Origin of the sequence: Micromonospora musae, assembly GCF_003626635.1 — a bacterium.
GTDB classification, from domain to species: Bacteria; Actinomycetota; Actinomycetes; order Mycobacteriales; family Micromonosporaceae; genus Micromonospora; species Micromonospora musae.
On sequence record NZ_RAZT01000009.1, the window covers coordinates 1 to 13,891 of the forward strand.

The following is a 13,891-nucleotide window of genomic DNA, read 5'->3' on the forward strand; positions in this document are numbered from 1 at the left end:
CTTCAACCGGCTCAAGCAGTGCCGCAGCGTCGCGACCCGCTACGACAAGACCGCGACGTCGTACCAGGCCACGGTAACCATCGCCGCGCTACTGCAGTGGTTGTGAACCTTTGAAGACACCGCCTAGGGCGGGTGTCGAAGTCCTCGGCTCGACCGAGGACTTCGACACCCGCCCTACGGCCCGTTCCCACCAGGCTCGCCCGAGGTGCCGTCACGCTCGCCGCCGCTCCCTCACGGCGATCTGGTAGCGCCGTTCCCTGACGGCGATCCGGTAGCGCCGAGCACGCCGACGCCCATCATCTCCTGGCCCGCCACCGGTGGGGAGCGCGCCGAGGTCGGGACGACGCGAGGGCCGCGCCCTGCCGAGGCAGGACGCGGCCCTCATCGAACCGTTGCGGCGTACGTCAGTCGAGGCTGGCGCACTGTCCGCTGGTCGGCCCCGACACCCGGTTGGCGGCGTCGAGGTTGATCGGCGCCGGCGCGTTGCCGGTGCACGCGAGCGGGCCGCGCACCGTGCTGTCGGCGATGATCGGCTCGACCGACCCGGTACGGTTGCCGGTCAGCACGGCCGGACCGTGGATCTCGCTCGCCACGATCGCGGTGCTGCCGCGCGTGCCGGTGATGCTGACCGGGCCGCGGACCGTGCTCTCGTAGAGGTGCACGGCGGCCGCGTTCGCCGCCGACACCGGCCCGGAGATCGACGAGTCGAACGCGAGCAGCGAGGCGCCCGGACGTACGGTGACCGGCCCGTTGACCGTCGCGCCGTTCAGGCAGGTGACCCCCGAGACCGTCAGCGGCCCGTTGTGCCGCTTGTCGATCGTGGTGGTGCAGGTCCGGGCCAACTGGTCGAAGCGGGCCCGAGCCACGGCGAAGCTCGGCGCCCAGCTGACCTTCGTCTGGTGCTGGGCGTTGAACTGCGGCATCTGCACCTCGCGGGCCGCGGCGATCTCCGCCGCGGTCAGGTGCTCGCTCGGCCGCAGCCCGAGCACGTCGAAGCCACGGGCGATCTCGCTGCCGTAGATCTCACCGTTGTACCAGTACGCCGACCAGAAGCCGCCCAGCACGTTGGTGGTGGGGCTGATCGGGCCGCGGTCGAAGTAGGCGATCTCCCGCGGGTGGGCCGAGTCGGTGAAGTCCATCAGCGAGATGCCGCCCTGGTACCACGCCTGGACGAGGATGTCCCGACCCGGCACCGGGATCAGCGAGCCGTTGTGGGCGACACAGTTCTCCTGGAGCGTCTGCGGAACGGGCAGCTTGTAGTAGCTGGCGAACTTCAGCTTCCGGTCCACGATGTCGAAGATGGCGTTCGCGCCCCACTGCGGCTGGTCGGTGTCGCGGCACCGCGCGCCGGTGCCGCCGCCCCACTCGTCGGTGAAGACGACCTTCTTGCCGTCGTTGCTGATCGTCGCCGAGTGCCAGTACGCGAAGTTCGGGTCGGACACCTCGTCGATCCGCACCGGGTTCGCCGGGTCGGAGATGTCGATCAGGATGCCGTTGCCCTCACAGGCACCGGCGGCGAGCCCGATCGCCGGGTACGCCGTGATGTCGTGGCAGGCGTCGGTGACCGGCGACGGTCCCCACGGGCTGCCCGACGGGTGGGTCGTGGTGGGCGGGGTGTTCTGCAGGCCGTCGACCGCGCCGGTCTGCGGGTCGGCGAAGAGGCGCGGGTTGTTGACGACGGCGGCCTGCTCCGGCGCGGCGACCGGGACCTTGATGACGTCGATGCGCCAGCGTGCCGGGTCGGTGCCCGCGGCGGGCGTGTTGTTGCAGCCGGCCATGGTGGTCGCCGGACGGACACCCGCCGTGCCGGAGACGTAGACATAGACGTTCGCGCTGTCGTCCGGGTCGGTCACCAGCGTGTGGGTGTGCGAGCCGCGGCAGGTCTGCACGGCGGCGACCTGGACCGGGTTGGTCACGTCGCTGACGTCGAAGACGCGTACGCCCTGGAAGCGGGTGCCGGCGGCGGGGTCGGTGCCGCAGTCCAGCCGGCCCCGGGTCTCCTCGACCGACATGAAGAGCAGGTTCCCGTGGACCGACACGTCACCCTGCCCGCCCGGACACACCACGCTGCTGACCAGCGTCGGGTTGGCCGGCTGCGAGACGTCGTAGACGTTGAAGCCGTTGTAGTTGCCCTGGAAGGCGTGATTGCCGCCGAAGGCGAGGTCCGAGGCGACGAAGCCGAAGTCGCCGGGGTTCGCGGGGTTCACGAAGCCCGCCGGCTTGTCGCGGTGGGCCAGCAGTTCGAGGTCGCTGATCGCGCTCTGCGCGTCCAGCCAGCCCGCGCCGAGCCCGATCCGCGGGTCCGGTTCGGACTCCTGGCCCGACGCGGTGCCGGGCAACAGGGCTACGAGGAGAGCGGCGGTTGCCGCGGCGCCGAGAAGGCGACGTCTCCTGCCTGGGGTGCGATGGATCTGGGTCATGCGTCTCCTCCAGCCGCGGTGTCCCTCCTGGTCACGATGCGCATCGACACGCGTTTACACCGCGGTAAGTAAGGACCGTACCGCCTGCCGGTCAGTTTGGATCATGTAAATATTTGCGGAGGACGCGAATTCGCCATAATTCCCGGACCGTGGGATCACAGTCCCTCCCAGACCGCCTTCGCCCCCGAGTCGCCGGTGCGGATCACGTAGTACAGGGCCGCCGCGGCGGTCAGCAGTGCCAACCCCCGCAACGACCAGGTCAGCGCCGGTCGATTCGACGCAGCGGCCGGGCTCCCCGTGGGGGCGACGAGCCGGACCAGGGCCAGCGCCACCACCGCCGCGCCGATCGTCGCGTACAGGGTCAGGTTGCCCAGATCCTGGTGGGCCTCCAGCCTCGGCAGGTACTCGGGGCTGACCTGGTTCGCACCGCGCAGGCGGGCGAGGAAGGCGTCCCCGGAGAGCTTCGTCAGCAGCGCGGAGGCCGGTGCGCCGACGGCGAGCAACCCCAACACCCAGCGGGTGTGCGGGCGGATCACGGGGACGAAGGCGTAGCCGACGCTGAGCAGCGCCAGCAGCGGCACGAAGACGACGGCTGCGTGGAGCACGAGCGGGTGGGCGGGAATGCCCATGAACTCCTCGAACATCGGGCTCTCCTGTGGATGAGGGGGAGGATCGGCCGCGTACCGGCAGCGAACGCTATCGGTGCGGCGGCGCCCCTGTCACCCCTGTCGTCGCCGGCCGCCGGCCGCGTGCCCGTTCGCGCCCGGTCGGTCCGTCGCCGGCTCAGCGGCGGGTGCGCCGGGCCAGGTAGACCACGTCCGGCTCGCCGCGCGGCACCTCGACGCGGTGCGTGGTGACCGGCCCGATCAGCGCCGCCAGCCGGGCGGCGTACGCCGGTGCGGCGGCGGCGCTCCAGGCGGCCAGCACACCGCCGTCGGTGAGCCGTTCGCGCAGCAGTTCGAGCCCGTCGTCGCCGTAGAGCGCGGCGTTGTCCTGGAAGACCGTCCACTCCGGACCGTTGTCGACGTCGAGGCAGATGGCGTCGAACAACTCGCCGGTCGTACCCAGCCAACGCACGATGTCGTCGTTGACGATCCGGACGCGGGCGTCGTCGAGGGCGTGCTCACTGAAGTGGGCGAGGCTGTCCCGGTGCCAGTCGATCAGCGCCGCCTCGATCTCGACGACCACGATCTCCGCCGGAACCGGGGAGGCCACGGCCTCGGCCAGGGAGAAGCCCACCCCGAGGCCCCCGATCAGGATCCGGCCGCCGGCAGGCATCGACCGCAACGACTCCCGGACGAGGAGCCGTTCCGACGTGCCGGCGCGGGTGTCCATCAGGAACACTCCGTTGCTGATGATCTCCAGGTGTTCGGCACACCGCCGGAGCACCAGCTCGCCCCGCTCGGTCACGACCCGGTCGACCACCGTAACCGCCTCGTTCACCCGGCCAATCTATGCCAACGGGCAGGGCGGGCCGGCGGATTTTCCGACCGGCCGACGAAGCGGAACGGCCGTGCCGAATTGGGCGGGCCGCCGCGACGGGTCAACCGGCGGTTCAGAGACCGAGCGGCGCCGGATCGGTGGCGAGTTCGCGGAACCGCGCCCGGGGGTCGGGGACCAGGCGGCGGGCCGACAGGTCGAGCAGGCCACCGACCCCGGTCAGCGTCGCGACCGGGCTGCCGTCCGGCCGGGTGTAGTCCTGCTCGATCCGGAACGTCTTGCCCTCGCCCCAGCGGAACGCGCAGGACACGTCGACCTCGTCACCGCCGCGCAGCTCACTGAGGTAGCGCAGGGTGACCTCCAGCGCGACCGGACCCACGCCGCCGGCGAGGAGCCGCTGCTGCGAGATGCCGGCGGCGCGTAGGCACTCCCACCGGGCGTGCTCGCCGTACTGGAGGTAGACCGCCTGGTTCAGGTGGCCCTGGGTGTCCAGCTCGTAGCCGCGGACGGTGACGCGTACCCGGAAAGGATCTTCCACGGCCCCGAGCCTACCGGTGGGTAGCGGACGCACCGGTGGTCGGTACCGGAGGGAGGCCGACTCAGAGCCGTGCGCCGCGCTTGTCGTAGGCGAGGATGCCGTCCAGCCGTACACCCGGGGCGAGCGTGGTGGGGTCGAACCAGAAGATCACCACGCGCGGGTCCGCACTCCAGCGCGCGAGCTCGGCGTTGACCTGACGGCCGTCGACGGTGCCCACGATCCGCATGGCCGGTCCGACGAAGTATCCGAAGGTGGGCACCGGCGGGACGAACTGGCGCTCACCCTGCTGGTCGTAGCCGATCTCGTGGAAGCCCTCGTGGCGGTCACGCCCCGCGACGTCGTTGATCAGGACGTCCGGCGTCAGCCTCCCGTCGGTGTCGCGGCGCCCGGCGACCAACCCGATCTTGACGCGCGGCACCGACGGCACATCGACCGGTACGAAGTAGAAGACGCGCTCCTGCGCGCCGTACCGGATACCGCTGGAGACCACCGCGCCGGTCGGCTTCCGGTCCGTGCCGCCGGGGCTGACCGGGGTGCCCGTCGTGGGTCCGGCGGTGGGCGTCGCCGTGGGCGCGGCGACGGACGCCGTCGTCATCGCGTCCGCCGGTCGCTGTGGTGGCGGGCCGCCCGGACGCAGCGCCACCGGGACGGCCACCGCGACCGCCAGCACCAGCCCGGCCGCGCCGGCGCCGGCGAGACGCCGCCGCCTGCGCAGCCGCCGACCCTCGCGTACGACCGCGGCCAGGTCGAGCATGCCCTGATCGGTCGACTCGGTCACCCGCATGGCCTCGCGGAGCCGGTCCGCCTCGTTCATCGGCGGGTCCCGTGCACCCGCGGCGCCCCGGCGCCGACGCCGCGCAGCTTCTCGAGGGCTCGGGAGCTGGTGCTCTTCACCGTTCCCACCGAGACGCCGAGTTCGTGGGCCACCTGGGCCTCCGGAAGGTCGAAGTAGTAGCGCAGGACGACGATGGCGCGTTCGCGCGGGCTCAGCGTGCCGAGGATCGCGAAGAGCCAGCGCCGGGTGGCCACCGCGTCGGCGACATCGTCGTCACGCTGCTCGGGCAGCTCCTCGGTCGGGTACTCCCGGATCGGCCGCCGCCAGCGGTCGACGAGGTGGTTGACGAGCACCGACCGGGCGTAGCGGTAGGCGTCGTCGCCGCGGATCCGCGACCAGGAGGCGTACGTCCGGGCCAGCGCGGTCTGCGCGGCGTCCTCGGCCTCGTGGCGGTCACCGGTCATCAGGAAGGCCGCGTGCACCAGCCGGCCGGAGGCGGCGCGGGCGAACTCGACGAACTCGGTGTCATCTCGTGCCATGTCCGCCCGCTCCGCACCTCACGACGATCAGGACGAGTGGGGAGCGCGAAAGGTTGAGTCCGCGAGTGATCAACTTTTCGGCCGCCTCGCGCGTCCTTTCTCCGACGCGCCACCGGTGGACGGTGTGCGGCGAGGGGAGACACATGTCGAGGAAGACTACGCGCCGCAGTGCCCTGCTGGCGCTGCCGGTGGCGGGGCTGCTGGGGCTCCTGCCGGCCGGGTGCGGCCAGCCGGCGTCGGGCGGGCAGCCCGCGTCGGGAAGCCGGCCGACGTCCGCGCCGCCGGTCCGGTTGGTCAACCCCGCCGGCCCCGTGCTGTCGCCCTCGGCCTCCTCCCGCCCCCCGGTCGCGATCAACTACCCGGCCGAGGGCGGCAACCGGTGGCGGACCGCGGCCGCCGAGTCACCCGCCCCGCGCGGCAAGGGTGAGCTGATGCGCTACCGAGTGTCGGTGGAGCGGGACATCGTCGGCATCGAGACCTCGGCCTTCGCCGCCGAGGTCACCGGGTACCTGAACGACGAGGAGGGTTGGACCGCCGACGGGTCGCTGACCCTGCGCCGGGTCGGGCCGGGGCAGCCCGCCGACTTCACCATCTACCTCGCGACCCCGGGTACCCGCGACGAGCTCTGCGGCGACGTGCCGGACGGCTACACGTCCTGCCGCAACGGCGCGCGGGTGGTGCTGAACGTGGCGCGCTGGGTGAAGGGCGTGCCGCGCTACGGCGCGCCCCTGGCCACCTACCGCGAGTACATGGTGAACCACGAGGTGGGGCACCGGCTCGGCCACGGGCACGAGCGCTGCCCAGGCCGCGGCGAACCGGCGCCGGTCATGCAGCAGCAGACGCTCGGCCTGCACGGCTGCACCGCCAACGCCAAGCCGTACCTCGACGGCGAGAGTTACCACGGGCGCTCCGGCGCCTACGACGACCCCATCCCGCCCCGGGAGCGCGGCCGGGCGGGCTGAAGGGCCCGTCACCGGGACCCTTCGCCGACGTCAGCCGCTGCCGTAGCGCAGATGAGCGTGGCCGACCGGCCAGGCCCGCGTCCGAGGCAGCGGGGTTGCCGCCGTTGCGGTGAGGCGGGAGCGCCTTACCGCAACGGGCCGTCGCCCATGCCGTTCGGGTCGTCCACCAGGTGGACGGCGGCCTCCTCCGCGCTGGCCGCGCCGGCGTCGATCCCGGCGTCCCAGGCCACCGCGTCGGGCTCCTCGTCGTCGCCGAAGCCCTCGTCGTAGGCGACGAGGCGTCCCGCCCTCGGGTCCTGCTCGTCGCCCCGCCGGATCAGCTCGTCCTCGTCGTCGGCCACCTCGGCGTACGGGTCGATGTCGGGCTCCTCCTCGGCAAGCAGCTGCTCTAGCGACTCGCCCGCCCGCTCCTCGGCAGGGGTCGTGCCGTACCGGTTCGCCCCGGACCAGTGGTCCGCCGCAGCGATGCCGGTGTCGAGGGGATCACTGATCCGATCGCCGTCGAGGGTGTCGGAGGCGTCCAGAACCCCGTCGTCCTCGGCGACGTTCCACTCCTCGATGCGGTCGATGTTGTCGGTCTCGCTCACGTCAGTCTCCCCTCAGCGCCCCTGCGGCGGCCCTCAAGCCTAGAACCTGCCCCGGCCGATCGTGAGCAGGGGACACGTTCAGTGGCGGGACTCCCACGAAACGGAGCTGGGGGCCGGCACGGCCGCGGTCGCGGGACGCCGGCGCAGCCGTGCCGCGCCGACGGCGATCAGGCCGAACCCCCAGATGAGGAGCACCACCACCCATTGCGCCCAGTGCACCGCGTCCGTCTCGCCGGAGAGGAGGTTCTGGAGCGTCGCGTACGGGGTGAGCCACGCCCGCGCGGGCCGCAGCGAGTCGGCGGCGCCGAGCAGGCCGTAGAGGCCGAGGGGCAGCACGATGCTGGCGAGGGCCGCGACCACGAAGGAGCCCAGCCCCAGCCCCAGCCCGATGCCGACCAGCTGCGCGACGACCTGGACCAGGACGCTGCCCGCCACGATGGTCCCGGCGTGCCGCCACGCGTCCGGCGCGACGCCGTCCGGGGCGAGGGTGAGCGCGGCGGCGCAGGCGACGACTCCGATGAGCCCGACCGCGGCGGCGAGCAGCGTCGCGGCCAGCACCGTGGGGCCCAGCCGGACGGTGCCGGGCTGGCGCCGCAGGTCGTGGGCGAGCAGGGTGCCGAGGAACGGCACGGCGACCGACATGAGGGCCTGCACCGGCTCCGCGAGCGCGGCGAAGGTCAGCTCGTCCGGTGGGACGGCCGCCGTGAGCCCCATCGCGGCCAGTACGCCGACCAGCAGGGTGACCGCGATCAGCCAGCGCCGCGGCGCGGTGCCGACGCCGCGACGCACCCCGTCGAGGGTCGCCGCCCCGAAGCCGCTGCCGTCAGTGCCCGCACGCTTCATCCGAGCCCCCCGTTCGCCGTCCGGCCATGGTCGCGCATCGTGTGTGCGAAGTCACCATCGGATTGACGTCACGATCCGGCGGTGGCCCGGTTGACCCAGCGGGAAATTGGACGAACGCCGTCGTACCGCGACGGAACGTCACCGGATCGGGCCGGGGTGGTCGGGCTAATCCAGGGGCGGCCTGTCGGAGGTGGTCGCTACTCTGCCTGCGAGCACTCGCCCTCCGCGAGCCGTGCCTTCCGCAGTACGGCGCCACCCCCACCGCTCACCATCCGTCAGCGAGACCGACGTCAGGAGTTTGTGTGACCCAGCAAGTCACCGCGGCACCGGAGAAACTGGACGCCGCGGTCCTCAAGGTGGCGGGTGTCGTCGTCCTCGGCGCGATCATGTCGATCCTCGACGTGACAGTGGTCAGCGTCGCGCTGCCCACGTTCCAGGACGACTTCGACGCCTCGTACGCCCGAGTCGCGTGGACGATGACCGGCTACACGCTCGCGCTCGCCACGGTGATCCCACTCGCCGGGTGGGCCGCCGACCGGTTCGGCACCAAACGCCTCTACATGACCGCGTTGGCGCTCTTCACCATCGGCTCGGCGCTCTGCGCCACGGCCGACTCGATCGGGCAGCTGATCGCCTACCGGGTCCTGCAGGGCCTCGGCGGTGGCATGCTCATGCCGCTCGGCATGACGATCATGACCCGGGCCGCCGGCCCGAACCGGATCGGTCGGCTGATGGCCGTCCTCGGCATCCCGATGCTGCTCGGCCCGATCGCCGGGCCGATCCTCGGTGGCTGGCTGATCGACGCGGCCGGTTGGCACTGGATCTTCCTGATCAACATCCCGATCGGCATCGCCGCCCTCGTCTACGCGCAGTTCGCGCTCCCGAAGGACGCGCCCGAGCCGTCGGAGTCCTTCGACTTCATCGGCATGCTGATGCTCTCCCCGGGGCTCGCCCTCTTCCTCTACGGCATCTCCACGCTGCCGGAGGCCGGCACCTTCGCCGACCCGGAGGTGTGGGGGCCGATGTTCGTCGGGGCCGCGCTGGTGGTGGCGTTCGTCGTCTACTCGTTCCGGCCCCGGCACCCGCTGCTCGACCTGCGGCTCTTCGCCAACCGAAACCTCACGGTCGCCACGGTGACGCTCTTCGTCTTCATCATCGCGTTCATGGGGGCGGGCCTGCTCTTCCCGAGCTACTTCCTCCAGGTTCGCGGTGAGTCGACGCTGGCGGCGGGTCTGCTCATGGCGCCGCAGGGAATCGGGGCGATGATCACGATGCCGATCGCCGGCACGCTCGCCGACCGGGTGCCCGTCGGGCGTACGGTGCCCTTCGCGCTGGCGCTCATCGTCGTCGGGTTCTTCTCGTTCACCCAGATCGACCCGAACACGTCGTACGTGCTGCTCTGCGGCTCGCTCTTCGTGATGGGGCTGGGCATGGGCGGCACCATGATGCCGATCATGACGTCGGCGCTGCGGACGTTGAACGCGCACGACGTGGCGCGCGGCTCAACGCTGGTCAACATCCTCCAGCAGATCGGCGGCTCGGTCGGCGCCGCCGTCATGTCGGTGATCCTCACCAACGAGCTGAACGGCTCCCGGCCGATCCCGGGGGTGACGGAGCCCGGCGGCAGCAAGCCGTTCACCGAGGCGGGGCTGGCCATCGCCAGCCGGCTGCGGCCGGAGCTGCTCGACCAGTTCCCGGTCCCGCAGGGGCTCATCGACCGAGGGCTCGACTTCGCGGCCCGCGCCTTCTCCGGCACGTTCTGGGTCGCGTTCGCGCTGGTGGCGCTCACCTTCATCCCGGCCGCGTTCCTGCCCCGCCGGCGGGTGCGCACCGAGCTGCCCGACGGTGGGCAGGGCGAGGAGTCCCGTACGCCAGTCGTCATCCACTGACGCTTGTCGGGCCGCCGGGGAGCTGTTCCCGGCGGCCCGGCCCGGCGCGGCGCGAACCCCGGCCCGGCGGGGCGCGAACCCCGGCCCGGCGCGGCGCGAATCCCCGGTCCGCCGGGCCGCGAACCCTTGGTCCGCCGGGGCGCGAACCCCGCTGAGCCGGGCGACCGGCTGCGTCCGACCCGTCGGGATCGATCGGGGAGCGGCCGGCGGCGCCGGCTCAGGGACGCAGCGCGTCGACGACGATCCGGGTGGCCCGGGCGATGAGCGCGTCGTCGTACGGGGCGTCCCGGGTGTCGCGGCTCGACATCACGGCGAGGACGATCGGCGCACCCTCCGGCGGCCAGAGCACCGCGATGTCGTTGCGGGTGCCGTACCCGCCCCCGCCGGTCTTGTCGCCGACCATCCAGCCGGCGGGCACCCCCGCGCGGATGAGTGCGTCACCTGTCGTGTTCCGTCGCAGCCACCCGTTGAGGACGTCCCGATCCTCCGGGCTCAGCGCGTCGTCGACCGCGTACGCCCGTAGGTCGGTGGCGAAGGCCCGGGGCGTGCTGGTGTCCCGGCGGTCGCCGGGTCGTCCCTCGTTGAGCGCCGTCTCGTAGCGGTCGGCCTCCGTGGTCGTGTCGCCGAGCCGGCGGAGCTCCCGCTGGAACCCCTCGGGGCCGTCCAGGCGGCGCAGGATCAGGTTGGCGGCGGTGTTGTCGCTGTACCGGACGGCGGCGTCGACGACGTCGCGCAGCCGCATCCCCGTCGTCACGTGCTTCTCGGTGACGGGGGAGTGGGCCACCAGGTCGCTGCGCGAGTAACGGACGACCTCGTCGAGGTCGGCCGCCGAGGTCCGGTCGAGCAGCACGGCGGCGGCCAGCGCCTTGAACGTCGAGGCGTACGCGAAGCGCTCGTCGGCCCGGTGACCTATCGTCGCCCCGGTCCCGGTGTCGACGGCGAAGACGCCGAGTCGCGCGTCGAACTCGGTCTCCAGCCGACCGAACTCCCGGTCCGGCGCCGGTACCGCGGGCGGCGTGCCGGTGGCCGGGGCCGCCGCGGTTCCGGTGCCGCTCGGGGTGGCCGGGTGCCCCTTCGGGCCACAGGCCGCGAGGCCGGCGAGGATCGCCGCCGCGCAGGCCACGGCGGCGCCGCCCCGTGTGCTCGGAAAACCCATCGGCATACCTCCAGACGTCGCGGACGTGCCACTGAACTGCCGAGGGGAACACGCGCGAACGCCGGGCCACGGTTGCCTCCCCGGGCGACGAACCCACGCTGGGCGGCGAACCCACGCCGGGCGGCGGCTAACCGGCGCCGGGCGGCGGAGGGGCGGCCGGCCGTGCGCCGCCGCGAGCGTCTCGCCGCCCGGTCTACCGGCGGCGCCGTCGGGGGTCGGGGTGCGGCACGGACGGCCCGCAGGTCCGCCGGTGGGGCGCGAAGGCGGGCTCGGCCGCGGATCGGGTCAGGCGGCGAAACCGATGTGCAGGGGGTCGGCCAGCAGGTGGGCGAAGGCGAGTTCGGCGGCGCCGATCAGGGCGGCGTCGGGTCCGAGCGCCGCGGGAAGTAGCTGCACGTGTTCGCGGGAGGCGGGCAGTGCCAGCTCGTCCAGGCGCTGGCGGACGACGTCCGCGCCGGAGAGGTAGATCTCGCGCAACGACCCGCCGAAGACCACGGTGTCCGGGTTGACCACGTTGACCAGGTTGGCCACCCCGAAGCCGAGCCAGTCGGCGACCCGCGCGACCGCGGCCGCGGCCTCCGGCTCCCCGTCGGCGGCGGCCCGCAGCACCTCCTGCACCGCGCCGGGCGTGGCGTTCCGACCGGCGTGGCGCAGCAGCGCGGCCTCGCCGATCTCGGTCTGCCAGCAGCCGCGTGAGCCGCACTCACAGGGCAGGCCGCCCGGGTTGACCACCATGTGGCCGACCTTGCCGCTGCGGCCGCCGTGGCCGACCACGAGCCGGCCCTCGATGATGATGCCGGCGCTGACGCCGTGCGATCCGTGCAGGTAGATGAGGTCGTCCACGCCGGCGGCCACGCCCCGGACGTGTTCGGCGAGGGCGGCGATGTCGGCGAGGTCGCCCGCGAGGACGGTCGGCCCGGGCCGGCCGTCGCCGAACGCGGCCTCGATGTCGGCGCGCAGCGTCTCGTCGGGGCCGCCGATGCGGATCCGGCCGTCGCGGTCGCGGGTCGTGTCGGTCACGGCGACCGCGACGCCCACCCGGATCGAGTCCGCGGCCACGTCCCGGTCCATCTCGTGGGCCAGGGCGGCCAGCGGGACCACCGCGTCGACGGCGGACGTCCCGGCGGGTCGGGGGGTGTCGCGTAGGTCGAGGACCCGTCCGCCGAGGCCGATGCGGGCGACGCGCAACCGGTCCGGCTCGATGCTGAGCGCCTGGGCGTAGACCCGGTTGGAGCGGGGGCTCACCACCAGGGAGGGGCGGCCGCGGCGGGTCGTGACGGGCGCGCCCTCGGTGACGAGGCCGGCGGCGGCGAGGTCGGCGGCGAGCGCCCCGATGGTGCTGCGGTTGAGGCCGAGCCGGGTGGTCAGTTCGGCGCGGGAGGTCGGACCGTGGACGTGCACGTGGCGGAGCACGGCGCCGAGGTTCTGCCGGCGGATCTCCTCCTGGCTGGCACCGGGCGAGGGGGACGCCGGGACGGCCGGGGTACGACCGGGTCGGTGGAGAGCGGACAGCGGGGGGCGCACAGCCGCACCTCCTTCCGTCTGTCAGGGCCGTTCGGTCCGGGAAAGACGAAGGGTCCCGGAAATATCTCCGGGACCCGACGTCTACCTGTGGTGCTACTTACTTGGTCAGCGGCGCGAGCTTCGGGTCGTTCGCGTACGCCTCAGCCGCGTTCGCCTTGGTGACGGCGACCGGCGGGAGCAGGAAGGTGTCGACGACCTTCGAGCCGTTGTTGTAGGTCTTGGTGTCGTTCACCTGCGGGGCGTTGCCGGCCTGCAGGGCCTTCACCATGTCGATGGTCTGCTTGACCAGCGTGCGGGTGTCCTTGTTGATCGTCATGTACTGCTCACCGGCGACGATCGACTTGACCGACTCGACCTCCGAGTCCTGGCCGCTGACGACCGGGACCGGCTTGCCGGCGCCCTTCACCGAGGTGATGATCGCGCGGGCCAGCGTGTCGTTCGGGGAGAGGACGCCGTCCAGCTCCTTGCTGCCGTAGGTCGAGGTCAGCAGCTGGTCCATGCGGGCCTGCGCACCCTCGGCCTTCCAGCCCTGGATGGCGGTCTGCTTGATCTCCTTCTGACCCGAGGCCACGACCAGGTTGCCCTTGTCGATCTCCGGCTGGAGCACGCTCATCGCGCCGTCGAAGAAGACCTTCGAGTTGTTGTCGTCCGGCGAGCCGGAGAAGAGCTCGATGTTGTACGGGCCGTTCGGCTTCTTGGCCTTCATGCCGTCCAGCAGGGCCTGGCCCTGGAGCTGGCCGACCTTGAAGTTGTCGAACGCGACGTAGTAGTCGACGTCCGGGCTGTTCACGATCAGCCGGTCGTACGCGATGACCTTCGCGCCGGCCTGGTGCGCCGCGGCGACCTGGGTCGACAGCTGCGCGGCGTCGGTCGCGCCGATGACGATGACCTTCGCGCCCTTGGTGACCATGGCGGTGATCTGGGCCTGCTGGTCGGCGACCGTGGTCGACGCGCCCGCGTACTGCACGTCCGCCTGGAAGCCGGCCTCCTTGAGGCCGTTGGTGAAGAGGTCACCGGCGAGGACCCAGTTCTCCGAGGTCTTGGCCGGGAGGGCGACACCGATCAGCGAGTTGGCCGCGAAGCCCTTGGCCTCGCTGCCCGAGCCGCCGCTGGTGCCCTCGTCGCGGCCGGAGCCGCAGGCAGTGAGGGCAAGCATCGCGATGGCGCCGACGGCCACCGTCTTGCCAATGAACTTGCGCATTGGGGTGGTTGCCTTTC

Annotated in this window: 13 protein-coding genes; 2 read left to right on the forward strand and 11 right to left on the reverse strand. The window is 72.5% G+C overall.

Annotation, left to right across the window (positions count from 1 at the left end):
- Window positions 1-404 precede the first annotated feature (404 nt).
- From D7044_RS18405 to D7044_RS18430, 6 genes are all read right to left on the reverse strand, one after another.
- Window positions 405-2,420: an LVIVD repeat-containing protein gene (locus tag D7044_RS18405; RefSeq protein WP_120674747.1), complete on the reverse strand. Its 2,016-nt coding sequence runs from the start codon at window positions 2,418-2,420 to the stop codon at window positions 405-407.
- A 155-nt stretch (window positions 2,421-2,575) separates the two neighbouring features.
- On the reverse strand, window positions 2,576-3,064 hold the full coding sequence (locus D7044_RS18410; RefSeq protein WP_120674749.1) for a DUF2231 domain-containing protein: 489 nt from the start codon (window positions 3,062-3,064) through the stop codon (window positions 2,576-2,578).
- Between the two features lie 139 nt (window positions 3,065-3,203).
- A complete protein-coding gene (locus D7044_RS18415; protein WP_407663319.1) occupies window positions 3,204-3,872 on the reverse strand; it encodes a spermine/spermidine synthase domain-containing protein in 669 nt (222 codons plus the stop codon).
- A 103-nt stretch (window positions 3,873-3,975) separates the two neighbouring features.
- On the reverse strand, window positions 3,976-4,398 hold the full coding sequence (locus tag D7044_RS18420; protein ID WP_120689657.1) for an acyl-CoA thioesterase: 423 nt from the start codon (window positions 4,396-4,398) through the stop codon (window positions 3,976-3,978).
- 61 nt (window positions 4,399-4,459) lie between these two features.
- Window positions 4,460-5,212 carry a hypothetical protein gene (locus tag D7044_RS18425; RefSeq protein ID WP_120689658.1) on the reverse strand — a complete coding sequence of 251 codons (753 nt, stop codon included), beginning with the start codon at window positions 5,210-5,212 and terminating at the stop codon, window positions 4,460-4,462.
- A complete protein-coding gene (locus D7044_RS18430) occupies window positions 5,209-5,712 on the reverse strand; it encodes a SigE family RNA polymerase sigma factor (RefSeq protein WP_120689659.1) in 504 nt (167 codons plus the stop codon). Before D7044_RS18430 ends, D7044_RS18425 begins: the two co-directional genes overlap by 4 nt.
- A gap of 143 nt (window positions 5,713-5,855) precedes the next feature.
- Here D7044_RS18430 and D7044_RS18435 point away from each other — a divergent pair, with 143 nt between their 5' ends.
- Window positions 5,856-6,674 carry a DUF3152 domain-containing protein gene (locus tag D7044_RS18435; protein WP_120674757.1) on the forward strand — a complete coding sequence of 273 codons (819 nt, stop codon included), beginning with the start codon at window positions 5,856-5,858 and terminating at the stop codon, window positions 6,672-6,674.
- 125 nt (window positions 6,675-6,799) lie between these two features.
- Here the strand turns inward: D7044_RS18435 and D7044_RS18440 are convergent, their stop codons facing one another.
- Together D7044_RS18440 and D7044_RS18445 are read right to left on the reverse strand one after the other, a co-directional pair.
- Window positions 6,800-7,261 (reverse strand): DUF5709 domain-containing protein, encoded by a 462-nt coding sequence (locus tag D7044_RS18440; protein ID WP_120689660.1) that lies wholly within the window; start codon window positions 7,259-7,261, stop codon window positions 6,800-6,802.
- 78 nt (window positions 7,262-7,339) lie between these two features.
- The gene (locus D7044_RS18445) at window positions 7,340-8,104 is read right to left on the reverse strand and encodes a hypothetical protein (protein ID WP_120689661.1); all 765 of its coding nucleotides are present in this window, start codon (window positions 8,102-8,104) and stop codon (window positions 7,340-7,342) included.
- A 302-nt stretch (window positions 8,105-8,406) separates the two neighbouring features.
- On the opposite strand from D7044_RS18445, the gene D7044_RS18450 reads away from it, so the two are divergent.
- Window positions 8,407-9,993: a DHA2 family efflux MFS transporter permease subunit gene (locus D7044_RS18450; RefSeq protein WP_120674763.1), complete on the forward strand. Its 1,587-nt coding sequence runs from the start codon at window positions 8,407-8,409 to the stop codon at window positions 9,991-9,993.
- 217 nt (window positions 9,994-10,210) lie between these two features.
- Here D7044_RS18450 and bla read toward each other — a convergent pair whose 3' ends face one another.
- The 3 genes from bla to D7044_RS18465 all read right to left on the reverse strand — a co-directional run bounded on the left by bla (window position 10,211) and on the right by D7044_RS18465 (window position 13,874).
- On the reverse strand, window positions 10,211-11,149 hold the full coding sequence (bla, locus tag D7044_RS18455; protein ID WP_120689833.1) for a class A beta-lactamase: 939 nt from the start codon (window positions 11,147-11,149) through the stop codon (window positions 10,211-10,213).
- Between the two features lie 285 nt (window positions 11,150-11,434).
- The gene (locus tag D7044_RS18460) at window positions 11,435-12,661 is read right to left on the reverse strand and encodes an ROK family protein (RefSeq protein ID WP_120689834.1); all 1,227 of its coding nucleotides are present in this window, start codon (window positions 12,659-12,661) and stop codon (window positions 11,435-11,437) included.
- A 109-nt stretch (window positions 12,662-12,770) separates the two neighbouring features.
- Window positions 12,771-13,874, reverse strand: a complete 1,104-nt coding sequence (locus D7044_RS18465; RefSeq protein WP_120674765.1) for a substrate-binding domain-containing protein — start codon at window positions 13,872-13,874, stop codon at window positions 12,771-12,773.
- Window positions 13,875-13,891 lie beyond the last annotated feature (17 nt).

Coding starts and splice junctions, on each gene's coding strand:
- D7044_RS18405 (WP_120674747.1), bottom strand. CDS start 2,420: ATGACCCAGATCCATCGCACCCCAGGCAGGAGACGTCGCCTTCTCGGC.
- D7044_RS18410 (WP_120674749.1), bottom strand. CDS start 3,064: ATGTTCGAGGAGTTCATGGGCATTCCCGCCCACCCGCTCGTGCTCCAC.
- D7044_RS18425 (WP_120689658.1), bottom strand. CDS start 5,212: ATGAACGAGGCGGACCGGCTCCGCGAGGCCATGCGGGTGACCGAGTCG.
- D7044_RS18430 (WP_120689659.1), bottom strand. CDS start 5,712: ATGGCACGAGATGACACCGAGTTCGTCGAGTTCGCCCGCGCCGCCTCC.
- D7044_RS18435 (WP_120674757.1), top strand. CDS start 5,856: ATGTCGAGGAAGACTACGCGCCGCAGTGCCCTGCTGGCGCTGCCGGTG.
- D7044_RS18445 (WP_120689661.1), bottom strand. CDS start 8,104: ATGAAGCGTGCGGGCACTGACGGCAGCGGCTTCGGGGCGGCGACCCTC.
- bla (WP_120689833.1), bottom strand. CDS start 11,149: ATGGGTTTTCCGAGCACACGGGGCGGCGCCGCCGTGGCCTGCGCGGCG.
- D7044_RS18465 (WP_120674765.1), bottom strand. CDS start 13,874: ATGCGCAAGTTCATTGGCAAGACGGTGGCCGTCGGCGCCATCGCGATG.